General features: G+C 68.0%; 15 protein-coding genes. 5 read left to right on the top strand and 10 right to left on the bottom strand.

The window, feature by feature from the left end:
- The first annotated feature begins 68 nt into the window (after positions 1-68).
- Positions 69-1,058, top strand: coding sequence for a nucleotidyltransferase family protein (locus C5E10_RS19020; RefSeq protein ID WP_181062610.1), 990 nt, complete (start codon positions 69-71; stop codon positions 1,056-1,058).
- A 42-nt stretch (positions 1,059-1,100) separates the two neighbouring features.
- Here the strand turns inward: C5E10_RS19020 and C5E10_RS03095 are convergent, their stop codons facing one another.
- On the bottom strand, positions 1,101-1,442 hold the full coding sequence (locus C5E10_RS03095) for a PqqD family protein (RefSeq protein WP_104330399.1): 342 nt from the start codon (positions 1,440-1,442) through the stop codon (positions 1,101-1,103).
- Positions 1,443-1,555: 113 nt separating this feature from the next.
- A complete protein-coding gene (locus C5E10_RS03090) occupies positions 1,556-3,127 on the bottom strand; it encodes a sugar transferase (RefSeq protein WP_258070979.1) in 1,572 nt (523 codons plus the stop codon).
- A gap of 359 nt (positions 3,128-3,486) precedes the next feature.
- On the opposite strand from C5E10_RS03090, the gene C5E10_RS03085 reads away from it, so the two are divergent.
- Positions 3,487-4,599 carry an LCP family protein gene (locus C5E10_RS03085; RefSeq protein ID WP_104330397.1) on the top strand — a complete coding sequence of 371 codons (1,113 nt, stop codon included), beginning with the start codon at positions 3,487-3,489 and terminating at the stop codon, positions 4,597-4,599.
- A gap of 341 nt (positions 4,600-4,940) precedes the next feature.
- Complete coding sequence (locus tag C5E10_RS03080) at positions 4,941-5,960, top strand: AraC family transcriptional regulator (RefSeq protein ID WP_104330396.1); 1,020 nt, start codon at positions 4,941-4,943, stop codon at positions 5,958-5,960.
- A 44-nt stretch (positions 5,961-6,004) separates the two neighbouring features.
- On the opposite strand, the gene C5E10_RS03075 is transcribed toward C5E10_RS03080, so the two are convergent.
- A complete protein-coding gene (locus C5E10_RS03075) occupies positions 6,005-6,853 on the bottom strand; it encodes an endo alpha-1,4 polygalactosaminidase (protein WP_104330427.1) in 849 nt (282 codons plus the stop codon).
- 229 nt (positions 6,854-7,082) lie between these two features.
- On the opposite strand from C5E10_RS03075, the gene C5E10_RS03070 reads away from it, so the two are divergent.
- Complete coding sequence (locus C5E10_RS03070) at positions 7,083-7,304, top strand: hypothetical protein (protein ID WP_104330395.1); 222 nt, start codon at positions 7,083-7,085, stop codon at positions 7,302-7,304.
- A 22-nt stretch (positions 7,305-7,326) separates the two neighbouring features.
- Here C5E10_RS03070 and C5E10_RS03065 read toward each other — a convergent pair whose 3' ends face one another.
- The 7 genes from C5E10_RS03065 to C5E10_RS03035 form a co-directional block, all read right to left on the bottom strand.
- Positions 7,327-8,184: a fumarylacetoacetate hydrolase family protein gene (locus C5E10_RS03065; protein WP_104330394.1), complete on the bottom strand. Its 858-nt coding sequence runs from the start codon at positions 8,182-8,184 to the stop codon at positions 7,327-7,329.
- 16 nt (positions 8,185-8,200) lie between these two features.
- Complete coding sequence (locus tag C5E10_RS03060; RefSeq protein ID WP_104330393.1) at positions 8,201-9,370, bottom strand: glycoside hydrolase family 88 protein; 1,170 nt, start codon at positions 9,368-9,370, stop codon at positions 8,201-8,203.
- 32 nt (positions 9,371-9,402) lie between these two features.
- Positions 9,403-10,065 (bottom strand): ferredoxin-NADPH reductase, encoded by a 663-nt coding sequence (locus C5E10_RS03055; RefSeq protein ID WP_104330392.1) that lies wholly within the window; start codon positions 10,063-10,065, stop codon positions 9,403-9,405.
- Between the two features lie 2 nt (positions 10,066-10,067).
- Positions 10,068-10,985 carry a carbohydrate ABC transporter permease gene (locus tag C5E10_RS03050; protein WP_228496633.1) on the bottom strand — a complete coding sequence of 306 codons (918 nt, stop codon included), beginning with the start codon at positions 10,983-10,985 and terminating at the stop codon, positions 10,068-10,070.
- Positions 10,985-11,932, bottom strand: a complete 948-nt coding sequence (locus C5E10_RS03045) for a carbohydrate ABC transporter permease (RefSeq protein ID WP_104330391.1) — start codon at positions 11,930-11,932, stop codon at positions 10,985-10,987. The genes C5E10_RS03050 and C5E10_RS03045 overlap by 1 nt, the downstream gene beginning before the upstream one ends.
- 66 nt (positions 11,933-11,998) lie before the next feature.
- A complete protein-coding gene (locus C5E10_RS03040; protein ID WP_104330390.1) occupies positions 11,999-13,291 on the bottom strand; it encodes an ABC transporter substrate-binding protein in 1,293 nt (430 codons plus the stop codon).
- A gap of 63 nt (positions 13,292-13,354) precedes the next feature.
- Positions 13,355-15,283: a DUF2264 domain-containing protein gene (locus C5E10_RS03035; protein ID WP_258070978.1), complete on the bottom strand. Its 1,929-nt coding sequence runs from the start codon at positions 15,281-15,283 to the stop codon at positions 13,355-13,357.
- 149 nt (positions 15,284-15,432) lie between these two features.
- Between C5E10_RS03035 and C5E10_RS03030 the strand changes: the two genes are divergently transcribed.
- Positions 15,433-17,188, top strand: a 1,756-nt coding sequence (locus tag C5E10_RS03030) for a heparinase II/III family protein (RefSeq protein WP_104330388.1), incomplete at its 3' end; no start/stop codon positions are given.

Here is a 17,188-nt window from a genome sequence, read left to right as displayed (position 1 = left end):
ACTCGCAGACCTCGATATGCTCGCTCTTGCGAGTACTCTCGGCTCGCGACGCAGATCTAAGGACCTCAGTGACCGCAGCAGCCGCGTCTCCGGACGCCGCGACCATCGCCTTCTCAGTGGGCGATGGAGTCGCGCTGTCTACGGCGCTCGCGCAGCATGTCGCCCGCGAGCGGGGCATCCGCATGCTCGTCATCAAGGGGCCGATCGCAGCCGATCTCGGACTGCGCACTCGCCGGTACTCGACAGATGTCGACATCATCGTCGAGCCCGACCGCTCGAAGGACCTCATCGAAGCACTCAAGGCGTACGGGTGGAACCCTCGCCCATGGCCCGACTTCCCGAAGCTGCTCGAGCAGCACTCCCGCACCCTCATCCACGAGTCCTGGCCCAACGACATCGACGTGCATCACTACTGGCCTGGCTTCCTGGGCAGCCCGCAGGAGGCCTTCGAACGCCTGTGGCTGCATCGCATCCAGGTCACCGTGGCCGGCCACCCCATCGACACCCCCGATCGAGCGAGCAGCGCCCTCGTCCTCGCCCTGCACTCCCTCCGCGAGGAGGGCCAGGTCGCAGCGGATTCGCGTCAGATGACCGAGTACTGCGAGCTCGTCAGCACCTTGAAGAAGATGGACGACGCCGAAACCGAGTTCGTCTCGGACGCGCGCTCGACCGCGTCCCTCACGGAGCAGATCCTGCAGGACGCGGTGGGAACGGATTCAACGCAGACCGCGCGCCGCTTCCTCACCGACCTCGGACACGATGTCCCGTTCGTCCCGAACTCGAACGCAAGCGAGGCGCTGCGCCTGTGGCGCCTCAACGCGAAGGCGGAGCATGCGATGACGGGCTGGATGCTCAAGCTGCAGCGGGCTCCACTCCTCGAGAAGCCGGGCATCGCGGCCCGCGCGTTCTTCCCCTCACGCGCGGATCTCGAGGCCATCGACCCCGAACTGCGCAACGGCACGATCAGCATCGTGAGGGCCTGGTGGAAGCGTGCGAGTCGAGGGCTGCACGGTCTCGTGCAGGCCAAGCGCGACCTGAAGGCGTTCGACGAGCGCTAGGGGCGCCGTCCACCCCCGCGCAGACACCGTGCGTCGCAGCTGCTACGCGGAGGTGGCAGAGTCCAGGATCTGCAGCAGTCGGGCGTCCAGCAGCTGCGCGACGAAGTCGAGCACCTGCTCACCGATGACCTGCTCCTCGAGGCCGTAGTCGGCAGCGAGCTCGCGAACGATGAGCTTCAGCGGGCGGACGCCGTCGAGCTCGCCCCAGATGACCGCCGCGGTCCCGCTCAGCAGGACCGGCCGGCAGCTCGTGTCGACGAACGACAGCACGGTCAGGTCTCCGCTCTCATCGTCGCGGACGAACGCAAGCGCAGACACGGGGGCGATCACGGCTTCGAAGAGCTGCTCGCTCTCACGGCGCTGATCGCCAATCGCCTGTTCCATCCCGCCAGCCTACTGTTCGGCCGAGATCCGCCGCACGCAACAGACCGGCGCACGCAAACAAGCAACGGCGACCCACCGGGTGGGTCGCCGCTGCTTCATGTTCGTGCTTCGTGCTAGTAGGCGCCCTCGCTGGCGACGACTGCGCGAGCAGTGCGGAAGAGGATGACGAAGTCGCCGGCCATGGACCAGTTCTCGACGTAGTAGAGGTCGAGGCGCACCGTCTCCTCCCACGTCAGGTTGGAGCGACCGCTCACCTGCCAGAGGCCCGTGATGCCCGGCTTCACCATGAAGCGACGGTGCACGTGGTCCTCGTACTGCCTGACCTCACGGTCCAGCGGCGGCCGGGGACCGACGAGCGACATGGAGCCACCGAAGACGTTGAACAGCTGCGGGAGCTCGTCGATCGAATAGCGGCGGATGAACTTGCCGACCTTCGTGATGCGAGGGTCGTCCTTCATCTTGAAGAGGATGTCGTTGCCCGCGTCTCGGCGCTCGCTCTGGAGCTTCTTGAGCACCTCTTCGGCGTCAGCTCGCATGCTGCGGAACTTCCACATCGTGAACCGACCACCGCTGTAGCCGACGCGTTCCTGCTTGAAGAACACACCGCCGGGCGAGGTGACGGCCACGGCGATCGCCGTTCCGACCAGGAGTGGCGAGAGGACGAGGATGAGGAGGCCGGAGACGAGGATGTCGAACGCGCGCTTGAGGAGGAGCCCCATGCGGGTGAACTTCGGGGAGTCGACGTGCAGCAGCGGCAGGCCGGCGACCGGGCGCGTGACGATGCGCGGGCCGCCCACGTCGAGCAGGCCGGGCGCGACGATGAGGAAGTGGCGGTCAGGGTCGAGGTCCCAGCCGACCTCGCGCAGCCACTGCGTCGACGTGACGTCGTTGCCCGCGATGACGACGGTGTCGGCGCCGATGGCGTCGAGCGACCCCGCCAGGTCCTCCGGGTTGCCGCCGATGGGGACATCCGTACCCGGCAGGAAGTCGGGAGAGTTTGGGTCGAGCTCGCCGCTCTTCCCGTCGATGAGGCACGCCCCGACGACGTTGTAGCCGGCGGCCTCACGACGCGAGAGGTCGCGGTTGAGGTCGAGCACCGAGTAGCGCGAGCCGACGAGCAGCACACGTGCCTGCAGGTTTCCGCCCTTGCGCTGGCGGACGAGCCACTTGCGACCGATCCAGCGTGAGAGGAGGAGTGCGACGGTGCCGACCGGGAACGCGATGAGCACGTAGCCGCGGGCCAGCTCGAAGGCCGAGAGGTACGCGAAGATCGAGACGATTCCCGCGAGCATGAGCGAGGCGTTGAAGATGCCCCGGTACTCCTCGAACCCCGAACCGAGGATGCGGTAGTCGCGAGTATCGAAGAGGGAGAGCATCCAGCCCCAGCCGACGACGATGACGGCGGAGACGAGCCAGTAGGACACCTCGGTGCTGATGAAGCCGCTGCCGCCGGAAGGGACGGCCGCGTTGCCGCCGCCGAGCCAGACGAGCTGTGCGCCCATCATGACAACCGCCAGAACGGCGAGGTCGGTCACGACGAGGAGCTGCGCGTAGCCCTGGCGCCAGTTGGCGCGGCGCTTGATGTTGCGCTGGACGCGAGTGCTCGGATCGGCGGAGGTCTGCGCGAAGTGCGGTTCGACCGAGGGCACCATGTCGCTGTCTCGCGAATCGTCAGTCGCGGTCACGACTGGGATCTGCGAGGTAGCGGGCCCTGAGGTGGGTGGCGTCACGTGTGCTCCAATAAGAGATGAGTACTTCTTGGTGCGCAAACCGCGTCGGTACCGGGTATGCGCTTCGGGTCTCCGCGGCCACTGGCCGCGCTCTGTATGGGCCTGTGGGCTCATCGTAGAGATCCTGGGTGCCAGCTGAGACTATCTCAACGTTCCCGCATAACGAAAGGGTCACCCAGGTATTTTTTGCGCATCTCTGGCGTGTTTTCCTGCCCGAAACACATTTGCTGTGCATTCGTATCCGAATTCATGGAAGAAGGACTCTGCTCGGGTCGACTCGTGCTCGAAACTTGCGCCGTGTCATACTCGCCTGCATGGAGCAGACCCCAGGACAGGCTTCGTCGCGCCCACGAAGCGACGACGACGCCCTCACAGATCTCTTCGAGCACGAGGCCGACAACGGCTCGAGCGGTACGCGTCGCGGGGCCCGCGAGGACGGCAAGAAGAAGCGTCGCGGGCCGAAGATCCTGCTGTGGACGCTGGTCGGCGTCCTCATCGTGGCGGTGGCCGGCGCCGGCATCATCTGGTGGAATGTGAACCAGGCCTTCGACGGCATCGAGAAGATCGACAACGCCCTCCCTGAAGACTACGAGGGACGCCCGGAGCAGGTCGTCACCGAGGCTGGCTCGCCGATGAACATCCTCCTGCTGGGCAGCGACTCGCGCGTGAGCGGGAGCACGTCGATCATGACCGACCTCGGCAGCCGCAGCGACACGATGATGCTCGTGCACATCCCCGCCGATCGCAGCGACGTGCAGGTCATCTCGATCATGCGCGACAGCTGGCTCGCGATTCCCGGCCACGGGGAGGCGAAGATCAACGCCGCGCTGTCCTTCGGTGGTGTGCCGCTCGTCGTCCAGACGGTCGAGGGCCTGCTCGGACTCCGCATCGACCACGTCGGCGTCGTCGACTTCGATGGCTTCGCCGGCATCACGGATGCACTCGGGGGCGTCACCATCAACAACGACGTCGCGTTCAACTCCTCGCACATGAAGGGCAAGACCTTCGAGGCGGGGCCCATCACGCTGACCGGAGAGGAGGCGCTCGCCTTCGTGCGCGAGCGCTACGCCTTCACCGACGGCGACTACCAGCGTGTGCGGAACCAGCAGGCCTGGGTCAAGGCGGTGCTCGACAAGATGCTCACGGCGGAGACCCTGACGAACCCGGGCAAGGTGCAGGAGATCATCACGCAGTTCTCCCCCTACGTCGCGGTGGACAGCACCTTCGACCTGCAGACCATGCTCAACCTCGGCCTCTCGATGCGGGACATCCGCGGGAGCGACGTCCGCAGCTTCACCCTGCCGACCAACGGCACTGGCATGGTCGGCGACCAGTCGGTCGTCTTCCTCGACACCGTCAGCATCGGGGCGCTCAAGGAGCACCTCGTGACAGACACCGTCAGCGAGTACCAGCCCACCGGGAGATAGTCAGACCGCTCCACCCTTCGCCCCGCGCATCCGACTGGATGCGCGGGGCGTTTCGCGTCTCCATGTCCGCGCATCCCCGAATCCGCCCGAGTCTGCGAACGCCAACATGTCCGAGGCACATGCTCTGGAGTGAAGCACGTCTCCGTCGCGAAGCCTCGACAGAAGGCCACGACAATCGCCAGAACATGGCATCTCCCGCCGAAAAGTGCGACGTATTTTCCGGTGATGCGGCAAAGAGTGAGACTCGATACAGCTTCGTACAATCCGCAGATCCTTCCGCGGTCACAGCAGGGGTTCTCCCCGTTCCACCGAAGCCCGCCGTGATGTGAGTCGGAAAGGGGATGACAGGCGTGATCTCGGAGCTCGATATCGCACTTCGTGGAGAGAGGGCCGTCGACTGGCTCCAGTCACGAGGCCTGCAGGTCGTTTCAGCAGACGGCGAAGTGAAGATCTTCGCCGACCTTGCCACGAGCCCCACGATCGTCATCGGCCGCATCTGGGTGACCCCCATGGTGGTCCAGATCAAACCGCGCCCTCAGGAAGACAACGGACTGGTCTTCCTGAGCTTCGCGATGCGTGGCACGACAAGGCTGAACGGTCAGAACGAGTCCGAGGGCTCCGTGCCGTCGCCGTTCTATGTCCACGAGTCGGCGGAGCCGATGCGCATCGAGTCCACAGACGCCTCGACTCGACTGCTGTTCGGGATCCGGAGGTCGAAGATCAAGGCGGTGCTCGGGACCGACCTCAGCTACACCGGGCCACGCACACCGAACGCGCACCTGCGCAAGGTCCTGACCAGCGCGGCGATGGCATCCCTCGACGGGACGATCGACGAGGACAACCCTGGATTCCACCCCTGGCGGACCGCGATCGAGAACCTGGTGATCGCCGTGCTGCGCTCCTCGATTCGCGAGAGCACCGTGGCGGGCCCCTCGAAGACCCTGCTGATGCGCGCGCACCGGCTGATCGCGGAGCAGGCGCACGACGCGAATTTCTCAGTCGTCGATCTCGGCCAGCAGCTCGGCATCTCGCAGTCGCACCTCCACAGGGTGTTCCGGGAGACCGGCACGACGCCGGCGCGGCTGCTGCGCGAGACCAGGCTCGCTCTCGCGGAGGATTTCCTCGGCACAGGCGACCCGACCGTGCAGGACCTCAAAGCCGCGGCCGCCTACAGCGGATTCCGGAACCTCCGGATGTTCCGCAGGGCAAGCGCAGAGGACTCAGGGCAGGCCGAGGCTCAGGATGGGGCTACTGCCGCACAGGCGCCCTCGGAGGACAGCCCCGAGAAAGCGCCTGAGGGCGCCTCTGAGGACGCGCCTGAGGACGCTTCCGAGAACGCGTCGGGGTCCGCCCTGGTCTGAGGGTTTCCCTCAACCGCGAGTGGACTCCGGGCACAGCTGAGGACTCAGCACTGCATCCGGAAGTAGTCCGGCACATCCGGGGCCACGAGATCTCGGTCACGGATGACCGTGAGCGGAGCACGGCTGTCGTCTGCGCAGACCTCCTCGGGTGATCCCGCGAGAGCATCGGTGTATTCGATCTGCAGGACGAGATCGCCGTAGGCGCTCGAGTACGCGTCGCATTCCCCGTACGCGCCGCACTCCTCCGCGACGGCGAAGTCGAAGCCCAGCTCTGCTCGGCCGCGGTCGGCGAGCTCTGCCGCGTTCTTCTGCCCGATCGCGAGGCCAGCGGTGTGGGCGGCGTCGACGTACGCCGCAGCGAGCTCGAGGGCCCCGCTCTCGTCGATACCAGCTCCCCCACCGCTCGTGGAGGCGTCGAAGCGCGTGAACGTGTCGAGGTTGTCGATCTCGACGGCGTCGAAGCCCGACTCGGCGCAGCCTGTGATGATCGGGGCCATCACGGCGAGGATGCCGTCGCGCTGCTCGGCCGTCGACGGGTCGAGGATGTACTCGTCGGGCCAGTCCGGGTCGATGGCCGGCTGACCGGCGTCGTCGTGCAGCAGCAGCCCGCTTCGCTCCTCGAGCCAGGCGGCTGACTCCCCCGGCTGCGTCTGGAAGCCGTTCACGTAGCAGATGCTGTACGCCCCGGAGTCGGGTGCGGCAGTGGAGTCCCGGGCGACGATGTCGAGGCCGCCGTCGATCTCGTACGGCTCGCCGAGCTGGTAGTCGAAGGTGCCGCTCGTGGGAGGGAGGGGCACGTACGACCCGGTGTATTCCACCACCCCGCCCTGCGCGCATCCGCTCAGAGCGAGCACGCTGACGACGAGGAGCAGGGCTGCTGGAGGGACGCGCATGGAGTCATCATGCTCCACGGCAGACCTCGGTTCTGTGTGCATCCCCGCCGATTTCACCTCGCCTTTCACCTCGAGATCCTTACTCTCGAGAACAGGGCCGCGCCTAGGCTTGATCGACGATCCACAAAGGAGTGCCGGTGTCCCCCACCACGCCCCACGCCACGTCGCACACTCCGCGCCGTGCTGACCTCACGGCGTCTGCCTGCGTGGGCCTGGCGACGGTCGCTGCGTGATCCACCAGCCAGACACGGTCCTGCAGCTCGTCGGGTCAGCACTCCTCGCCTGCAGCGTTGCCCTCTTCGCCCTCATGATCGTGGCCGCGGCGTTCGCAGCTCGACGGGAGGACTCGACGAAGCGCAGCTTGACGGCGCTCGGCGTGATCCTGGCCGCGCTGGCCGCCCTGAGCGCCGTCATCGGCGGCGTGAGTCTCGCGGCCGGGACCTTCGCGTGATCTCCCTCGCCGCCGAGACGCTCTAGCTCGCGAACACCGTCGTGAGCTCGCCGATCCCCTCGACGCGGATGCGCACCGAGTCGCCGTCGGCGACGGCACGGTGGTCGCGGAGTGCATCCGGCAGCTTCTGCGGGGTGCCCGTCGCGATGACGTCACCCGGCTGGAGCGTTATGGACTGCGAGATGTAGGACACGAGCTCCGCGAACGGGAAGATGAGCGTCGAGGTGCTCTGCGACACGGTCGTCTCGCCGTCCCGGATGACCTCGACGAGCAGGTCCGCGGGGTCGTCGATCTCGTCCGCCGTCACGATGGCGGGCCCGAGCGGCGCGAAGCCGTCGAAGCACTTCCCGAGCGTCCACTGGCTGGTGCGGTTCTGCCAGTCGCGGGCCGAGACGTCGTTGACGAGGGTGTAGCCGGCGACGTGCGCGAGCGCGTCCTCGGCGGATACGGCGTGCGCCGTCCGTCCGATGACCAGACCGATCTCGCCCTCGTAGTCGACATCGCTGCTCTGCGGGGGCAGAATCACGGCGTCGTCTGGTCCGAGCAGCGTGTTCGCGGTCTTCACGAACACGTCAGGGCGCTCGGGGTCGGGCTGCCCCTCCCCACCCGCGACCACGTGGCCGCGGTAGTTGTAGCCGACGCAGAGCAGCACGCGCGGCGTCACAGGCGCGAGCAGTCGCTCCCCGTCGCGCAGCGGCAGGCCGCTGACGACGGTCGACTCGACCGCGGCCCGCGCATCCGCGAGCTGCTGCTCGTCGGAGAGCAGCTCGAGGGTCGATGCGACGAGACCGGAGAGGTCGATGAGCCGATCGCCCTCCGGCGACTCGACGAGGGCCGCGGGCACGCTCTGCCCGGCACGATCCCAGGTGACGATTCTCATGCGCCTGCTCCCCCGCTCACCAGTACCGTTGCCAGTCGGGGCGCGACGCGCGCGTCAGCGCCTCCAGGAAGAAGTAGTCGCCCCAGAGTGTTCCCTCGTCGACGCCCACGAGCTTCGGCATGTCGTACACGCCGTGCAGGAGGAGCGCGTCAGAGGACTCGGCCGGCCGCGGCGCAGCCTCGGCGATGAGCGCGTCGAGCTGCGCGAACGCGGCCTTGCGTGCGTGCGCCGACCGCTCGGGGTCGGGCTCGACCGCGGCGAGCTCGAAGAACCCGCAGGCGGCGATCGCGGCGGCCGAGCTGTCGCGGGGAGCGTCGCTGCCCTCGGTGTAGACGAGATCCCAGTAGGGGATGCCGTCGCTCGGCAGGTGCGCGAGGTAGTAGTCGGCGCACCTCCAGGCAGCATCGAGCTGCCTCGGGTCGCCGACTGCCTGCGAGTTGAGCGCGAAGCCGTAGATGCCCCAGGCTTCCCCGCGCGCCCAGCACGACTCGTCGAACGCGCCCTGTTCGGTGCCACCGCGCAGGGGCTCGCCGGTCTCCGCGTCCCAGTAGAACGTGTGGAACGTGGAGTCGTCAGCGCGGAAGATCTGCGTGCGCAGCTGCTCCGTGTGGCGTCGGACCGCATCCGCGTACCGTGGGTCGCCCGTCTGCTCGCCGACCCACGTGAGCAGCGGCATGTTCATGAGGCTGTCGATGATGGCACGGCCGCGCTGCGCTGGGTCGCTGAGGTCACCCCAGGCCTGGAGAATCCCGGCAGGCTCGAGGAAGCGCGTCATGAGCCGCTCCCCCGCCTTGATCCCGGCGGTGCGCCAGCGCTCGTCGCCCGTCTGCTTCCACGCGGTGACGACCGAGAGCGAGTAGAGGAATCCGAGGTCGTGGGTCTCGAGGTCCTCGTCGCCGTAGAGGCGACGTTCGAAGTCGGCGGCGTGCGCGAGGGCGGCTTCGTGGAAGGCCGCGTCGCCGGTGGCATCGCCGGCGAGCCACATCATGCCAGGCCAGAAGCTCGTGGTCCAGCCGCGGTTGGCTCCCTCGGCGAAGGCCTCGGTTGCTGGTCGGAGCGGGTAGCGGCCGTCGGCGGTCGTGTCGTCAGGGTAGGCGGCACCGAACGCGGCGATGTTGCGTCGGACGGTTTCGGTGGCCGCCGCCAGCGCGTTCTCCACGGTCGTGGATGCGGGCGCGAAAGTCATGGGGATTCCTTCGAGTGAGTTCGTGGTGTCCGTCAGGCCGCGGCGTGTGCCGGGGTCTGCTGCAGGGTGTAGCGGCCGCCAGCCCAGACGACGTAGAGGCAGGCGGCGGCGGAGAGCCCGATGGCGATGGCCGGGGCGGCGGTGAGCACCGCGGCCTGGACGGCGACGATCGCGAAGGACGCGAAGGTCATCGGCCAACGGCGCACGGCGAGGAAGAGGGATGCGCGCACCAGCACGAGCAGGCGCGTGTCGTCGGCCTGCGTGATGGCGACGAGCGACACGGCTGCGGTCGCGAGCGTCAGGATCGCGACGACGGCCAGCAACGGGACGAGGAGGACGCCGATGCCGGTGGGAACGAGGACGAACACGTCCACGAGCGCGACCGTGACGACGGCGGAGGTGACCGCCGAGATCACGAGTGCACGCTTCCAGGTGCGGCGCACCCCGCGGAGGAACGCGCGGATCACGTCGCTGTCGCCCTCGGCATGCGCGCGGAAGGTCGCGAATGCACCGGCGATGCCCGGGCCCGTGAGTGCCGCGCTCGCCGCGAGCAGCGGCCACGACAGCGATGGGTCCGTCGTCACGAGCAGCACGAGGAACGGCAGGCTCATGATGGCGAGCATGGCGTTCACGCCGAGGGCGAGGTACGCGACGTTGAACGCCGTCGAGTAGATGCTGTGCGGGATGCGCTTCATGATCAGCCCTTCAGTCCGCTCGTGGCGACGCCTTCGACGAAGTACCGCTGGCCGAGGAGGAAGACGATGGCGATCGGGATGACCGAGATCGTGAGCCCCGCGAAGAGCACGCCGTAGTCGACGTCGTACAGGCTGGAGACGAAGTTCTTCAGACCGAGCTGCATGGTCCAGAGGCTCGGGTCGCGCAGGTAGATGAGCGGTCCGAGGTAGTCGTTCCACGTGTTCACGAAGGTGAGCAGCGAGAGGCTGGCGATGGCGGGAATCGAGAGCGGCAGCATGATGCGGCGCCAGATGCCGTACTCGCTGAGGCCGTCGAGGCGTGCTGCCTCGGAGAGCTCCATGGGGATGGACTCGTAGAACTGCTTCATGAGGAACACGCCGAAGGCGCCGAAGGCCTGCAGCAGGATGATCGCCCAGAGGGTGTTCGAGAGGTTCGCGTTCGAGAGCATGATGAACTGCGGGATCATGTACGACTGCCACGGCACGGCGATCGTTCCGACGTAGAGCAGGAACAGCGCATCGCGGCCGGGGAACTTGACTCGCGAGAAGCCGTAGGCGGCGAACGAGCCGGTGAGCACCTGCAGCGCCGTGACGGTGACCGAGAGGAACAGCGTGTTGCCGATCCAGGTCATGATGTCCGACTTGGTCCAGATGTCGACGTAGTTCTGCCAGACGAAGACCTCGGGAATCCATCTGACCGGCACCGAGAAGACCGCGTTCGCGTCCTTGAGGGAGCTCATGATCATCCAGAAGAACGGCGTGAGCATGGCTGCCGCAGCGATGATCAGCGCGATGTAGAGCAGCGCCTTCGCGAGCCCGGCCTTCTTCTTCTTGCCTGCTGCCGCGGGGTGCGCGGGCGGGTCGATGAGGAGGCGACGTGAGTCCTCTTCCGGGAGGACGACTGCCATGGTCTGGGACATCAGCTGTCCTTCCGCTTGTTCCACAGGAACTGGATGATCGTGACGACGATGCAGAGGAAGAACAGCACGACGGATGCCGCTGACGCGTATCCGAACTCGTTCTCCTCGAAGCCCTTGCGGTAGATGAACTGTGAGATGACAGTCGTGGACTGTCCCGGCCCGCCCTCGGTGAGCACGAGGATGAGGTCGAAGATCTTGAAGGAGTTGATCGTCAGCATGACGGTGACGAAGAACATGGTCGGGCGCAGGCATGGGAGGGTCACGTTCCAGAAGCGCTGCCAGGCGTTGGCGCCGTCGACTCGGGCGGCCTCGTGCAGCTCGGGCGGCACCGTCTGGAGGGCCGCGAGGAAGAGCACCATGTAGTAGCCCATGTCGCGCCACGTGCTGATGATGACCACCGCAGGCATCGCCCACTCCGTGGAGGTGAGCCAGCCTGGCGGGTTGTCGATGCCGATGAGGCGCAGGCCCTCGTTGATGGGGCCGAAGTCGGGGCTGAAGAGCAGGTTCCAGACGAGCGCGATCGCGACGATCGACGTGATGTAGGGGAAGAACGCGGCGGTGCGGAAGAACGCGACGCCGCGGAGCTTGTTGTTGAGCAGCAGGGCGAGGCTCAGCGACACGACGATCGTGAGCGGGATGTGCAGCACCGAGTAGTAGATGGTGTTGCCGAAGGCGACCTGGAAGCTGCCGTCGTTGAAGAGTCGGGTGAAGTTGTCGAAGCCGATGAACGTGGACGTGCCGAAGATGTTCCAGTTCGTGAGAGACATGTAGAACATCACGATGACGGGCACGAGCGTCAGCGTCGCGAACCCGATGAAGTTCGGCAGGATGAAGCTCCACCCGACGAGGGTGGTCTTCCGTCGCAGGCGGTTGCGCTGCTTGCGCGCCTCGGCTGTCAACTCCGGCGGGGCTGCCGACGGCGGCGTCGGTTCCGTGGTGGTGGTCATGATTCTCCTGGAGAGAGGGTGCCGGTCGGCCGGTGAGAGAGCACCGGCCGACCGACGGCAAGGGGGTTAGTCGAGGCCGACTTCGTTGGCCACGCGGCCTTCGGCTTCAGCGATGGAGTCCTGCACCGACTTGGAACCGGAGAGGATCGAGGAGTGCATGTCGTTCAGGATGTTCTGGACGGCTGCGGTCTTCGAGTTGGTCGGGCTCTCGGGGAGCGTCTCGTGCGTCTGCACGGCGAACGCGGAGAGCTCGTCCTGCGGGGCGCCCTCGACGGCGAAGTACGCCTCGACGACGGGGTCGCTCAGCAGCGCCGGCGTGATGCCGATGCCAGCGAGCTTGGTTGCCGCCTCTTCGCTCGCGGCGTAGGCGAGGAAGTCCTTGGCGGCCTGCGTCTTGCCCTCGTCGATGTTGGCGTTGATGCCGAACCCTGCCGGGTCGCCGAATGTGACGGGGGTGTTGTCCATGCCCGTGGTGGATGCGTCCATCTGCGGGACGGGTGCGATGCCCCACTCGAAGTCGTCGGCTTCGCCGGAGGCCTGCTGCGAGATGAGGGTCGCGACGAACCACGAGCCCATGGGGATCATCGCGGCGTTCTGCTTGCCGAATTCGCCCTGGTAGGTGAGCTTGTTGGCCGTGACCGTGTTGAAGGAGGCCTGCGCGCCGTCGTCCTGGAGCTTGAGCGACTTGTCGTAGTAGGGCGCGAAGTAGTCGTACTCGCCGCTGAAGATGTCGCCGCCGGCCTGCGCGTTGGCGAAGCCCTGCACGGTCGACTGCCAGCTGTGCTGGTGAGCGCCCTTGGCGGTCGAACCTGCACTGGCGAGGTTCGTGGTCAGGAGGTCGGCGTTCTCGACGTAGTCATCCCAGGTCCAGCTGCCGTCGGGGTAGGCGACGCCTGCCTCGTCGAAGAGGGCCTTGTTGTAGTAGAGCACCCACGAGTCCTGGCGGTAGGGCACCGCCCACGTCGTGCCGTCGATGTTGTACGACTCGGCACCGCTGATGCCTTCGGGGAGCGCGACGTCGGAGACGTCGAGGAGCTGTCCGCCCTCCTGGAAGGTCGTGACGAACTTGATCTCCTTCTGGGTGATGATGTCCGGCCCGGAGCCCGCCGCGAGGTCGGCGGTGATGAGGGTGTTGTACTCGGCAGGGTCGTAGTCGACGACCTCGACGGTCACGTCGGGGTACTTCTCCGTGAAGCCGTCTGCGAGCAGCTGGAACTCGGGGGTGGATGCGACGCTCCAGCCCGACACCGACAGCGTGATGGGGCCGTCTGGGTCGACGCTCCCGCCGCCGCTGCATCCGGTGAGGGCCAGTGCGGCGGCGGCGAGGCCCGCAGTGGCGATCATGGTGCGCTTCTTCATGGTGCTGCTCCTTTGCTGCAATGAACGAGATCCGCTTCGAATCTCTGAGAACCGACGCCCGGGCTACGAGAGGCGGTAGTTGGTGAGGTCGACGGCGCTGTGGGCTCCGTCTGACCAGGTGATGGCGGCTCGCTCTTCGGTGAGCTCGACGCCGGTGGTGCTGCTGGGGGTGTGGTCTGCGCCCGCGAGGGTGAGGTGCGCGGCGACCCAGGTGTCCGGTTCGACGGGGGCGTCGAGGATCGGGACCCGGGTGGATGCGCCGAGCGGGCTCGCATCCGCCCTCGTCACGGTCCGGGCCGTTGTGCCTGCCGTCAGTCCGCGGAGCGCGCTCGTGACCTGCGCGTCCTGTCGGCTCGTGACGGGCCAGCCGCCCCAGCGGAGCTGCCAGTCGGCCGCGTCGACCCCTGCCTCGGTGTCGGTGACCCGGGCGAGGCGCACTTCCTCGGTGCCGCGGACGACGGAGACGACCGTGAGCCGCGCGATGACGGTCGCGTCGCCGTCGAGTCCCGAACCGTGACGCTGCTGCTTCAGCGCGGGCTGCAGCGTGTGGGCGAGCCAGGTGGATGCGGCGACTCCGGCGGTGCCGTCCTCGCTCGTGGTGATGAGCTCCATCGCGGCGCGGTGGGTGGCCGTGCCGGTTCCGTCGACGAGCGCCACCGACTGCTCGAGGGGCTCGTGCCAGGCGAGGTCGTCGAGCAGCGGGCTCGTTGCGCTCGAGTAGGCGAGGCGGGCGTAGAGGGGCGAGTCGCCGACCAGCGTGTTCGGCTTCGCGTGGTCGGTGCCGTGGTTGGCGATGCGAACGATGCCGTCGCGGCTCGTGCCGGTGACCACCCAGCCGGGGGCCGCGATCGTGCGCACGAAGTCGCCCTGCTCAACCGGGAGTGGCTCGGCCTCGGCGGCCCAGACGGGGTGGTCGGCGGGAAGCAGCACACCCAGGAGTCCCTTGGAGGCCCAGTACGGTGAGGCTGGCCCGGAGTAGGCCTGCGCGAGCTGCCGCCATTCACCGTGCCAGCCCATCGTGAGGAGGCCGCGCTCATCCGGCACGCCCCGCTCGGCGAAGTGCGAGACGACCTTCTCAGCCGCGTGGCGGAGAGCGCCGAGCGAGACCGAGGGCACCCCGGCGAGTGCGCCGACCCAGAAGGGAGCGGCTGCCGCAAAGCGGTAGATGAGGCTGCGGCCCTGGAGGAGGGGCGAGCCGTCGCCGCCGATGAGGTGCACGGCGTCCTGCAGGAAGCGGTCGAGCGCGGCGACGTCGCCCTCGAGGCGGTCACCTGCGAGCTCGTCGGCGCCGCGCATCCGGGCCCAGAGCACCGGGTAGATGTGCAGCGCCCAGCCGACGTAGTGGTCGTAGGAGCGCTCTTCCCCGTCGGACAGCCACCCGTCGGCACGCACGAACGAGTCGTGCAGCGCGAGGTCCGCCCTGACGTCCTCTGGCGACCATGGGCCGCCGACGGAGCGGAGGAACGTCTGGACCACGAGGCGGAACCAGAGCCAGTTGGTGCGCGGGTAGGTGTCGTCGCCGACGGCGGGAGCGAAGTAGTCGATGACACGCTGCTGCGTGAGCTCGTCGAGCGAATCCCAGATCCAGGGACGGGTGAGGTCGAGGATGAGGGCGAGCGACGCCGCCTCGACCTTGGCCTGCGGGTGCTCCTCGAGCCGCACCCAGCGGTCGGCCGCCTCAGGGTCGACGCCGGTTCGGATGCCCTCGGAGAAGAAGGAGATGAGCCCGTCGACGCCCTGTCCGCGCTCCCCGGCGATGCGGAATCCTGCGAGGAGGAAGGTGCGTGCGAAGCCCTCGAGGCCGTCGATGTCGTGCCCGTAGCCGCCCTCGGCGCCCGGAGGGGTGATGCGCGCCTTGCCCGACGAGGCCCAGGCCATTGCGCCGGCGAGGAGGCGGTCGGCGTAGCCGGTCCAGTCGCCGCGGGTCCATGCCGACTGCGACGCTGACTGCGCCGCGGTGGCGGGCGACGCGGGCGTGAATGCAGTGGACACGGATTCTCCTTTGAATTGCCGTCCGAGGGAGGGTGAACCGTCTCCTCGGGGGTGGTGACATTTCCGAGCGTAGCAATCATTCTCGATCACAACAATGCGGTTATGATCGTGCATGATCGTTTACGATCGATTTGTGAAAGAGGTCAACGATGACAGACACCACGCCTAGGCCGACGCTTCGCGCTCCCCTGACGCGCGCCTTCTCGGCGCAGCTCGGACTTCGAGGCGACGTCGATCTCCCAGCCGCCCTCCGCTCGTTGCTCGCCACCCCGACCGACGCCCTGCCCGTAGTGCCCGCATCCGCCTGGCAACCCGGCGAACCCGACCCCGCGACGCTCGCAGCGATGAGCGCGCGCGCCCACGCCGAGCGCGGCACAGCCTGGCCGCAACCGCTCGCCAGCGACGCCGCCCGCTACCACGGAGACGGCGACCGCCTCGCCTGGGAGACACCAGCCTTCGCGCGGCAGGAGCGCCTCACCCGCGTCGCCGTGGCCGCCACCGCCGACCCGGCGATGCTCGGTGACGTCGTCGACGGCATCATCCTGCTCTGCGAGCAGAGCTCCTGGTGCTGGCCCGCCCACGACGACTCGCTCCAGCGCCACGGCTCGGTCCTCGCCACCGTCACGGACCCCTACCTCGACCTCGGAGCAGGCGAGGTCGTCGGCCAGCTGGCCTGGGTCGACCAGCTGCTTGGCGACCAGCTCGACGCCCGCTACCCCGGCGTGCGAGCCCGCATCCGCCACGAAGCGCGCGTGCGGGTCTTCGAGCCGTTCACGCGCCGCCGCGACTGGCACTGGCTCGGCCTCGACGGCGACGCCCACAACTGGAACCCCTGGATCCACGGCAACGTGCTCGTCGCCGCGCTGCGCCTCCTCGACGACCCGAGCGAGGCCGACGAGCGCGCACGCATCCTCGCGCTCGTCATCGAGGGACTCGACCGGTACGTCGACGTGCTCCCCGAAGACGGCGCCATCGACGAGGGCTACGCCTACTGGTGGAACGGCGCCTGCCGCCTGCTCGAGGCCCTCGACCTGCTCACCCACGCGACCGGCGGCAGGCTCGATGCCGTGCCGAGCATCCGGGCCCTGCGCGAGACCGTGGCCTTCCCCCATCGCATGCACCTGGGCGCCGGCTGGTTCGTGAACGCCGCCGACGGACAGGCGAAGCCGAGCGCCGACCAGCCCTGGCACTCCCTCCACCGGGCCGCGGTGCGCGCCGGCGACCTCGACGCGCAGCGCTTCGCCGCCTCCCATCGGCGTCCAGAGACACCAGCGGTCGTCGAAGCCGAGGGGCTCGGCCGAGTGCTGCGCGGCATGACGGATGCGGCCTGGCTGCAGGCGAGGGCATCCGCTCCCCCGGCCCCAGCCGCCACCTGGCTCCCCTCCACCCAGATGCTCGTCGCCCGCGAGCGCGACAGCTCGTCCTCTGGGTTGTCTGTCGCAGTCAAGGGCGGGCACAACAACGAGCACCACAACCACAACGACGTCGGCAGCTTCCTCGTCGCCTCCGACGGGGTGCCCGTCATCGTCGACGCCGGTCGCCCGAGCTACGACGCCCGCACCTTCAGCGAGCGCCGCTACGAGCTGTGGCCGATGCAGAGCGAATGGCACAACGTGCCGTTCGTCGCCGGGCGCGGCCAGCCCACGGGGCCGGAGTACGCGGCGTCGGTCATCGAGGTGACGACCGGTGAGACCCCCTCGCTCGAGCTTGAGCTCGCTGGCGCGTACGACGTCGCCGAGCTCGAGTCCTGGCGCCGCGAGGTGCGGCTCGACCGCGAGCGCGCCGAGGTAAGCATCCACGACGCCTGGCGGTTCGCGCAGCCCGGCCCCGCGGCGGCCCCCGCTCCCGCGGCGACCCCGACCGCAGCGCCCGCCGCGGGGCCGGGCTGCGCGAACCGCCAGGCGT

Source organism: Pseudoclavibacter sp. RFBG4 (assembly GCF_002931515.1).
In the GTDB taxonomy this organism is placed as follows: Bacteria; Actinomycetota; Actinomycetes; order Actinomycetales; family Microbacteriaceae; genus Pseudoclavibacter.
This window is presented reverse-complemented; position numbering and strand designations above follow the sequence as displayed.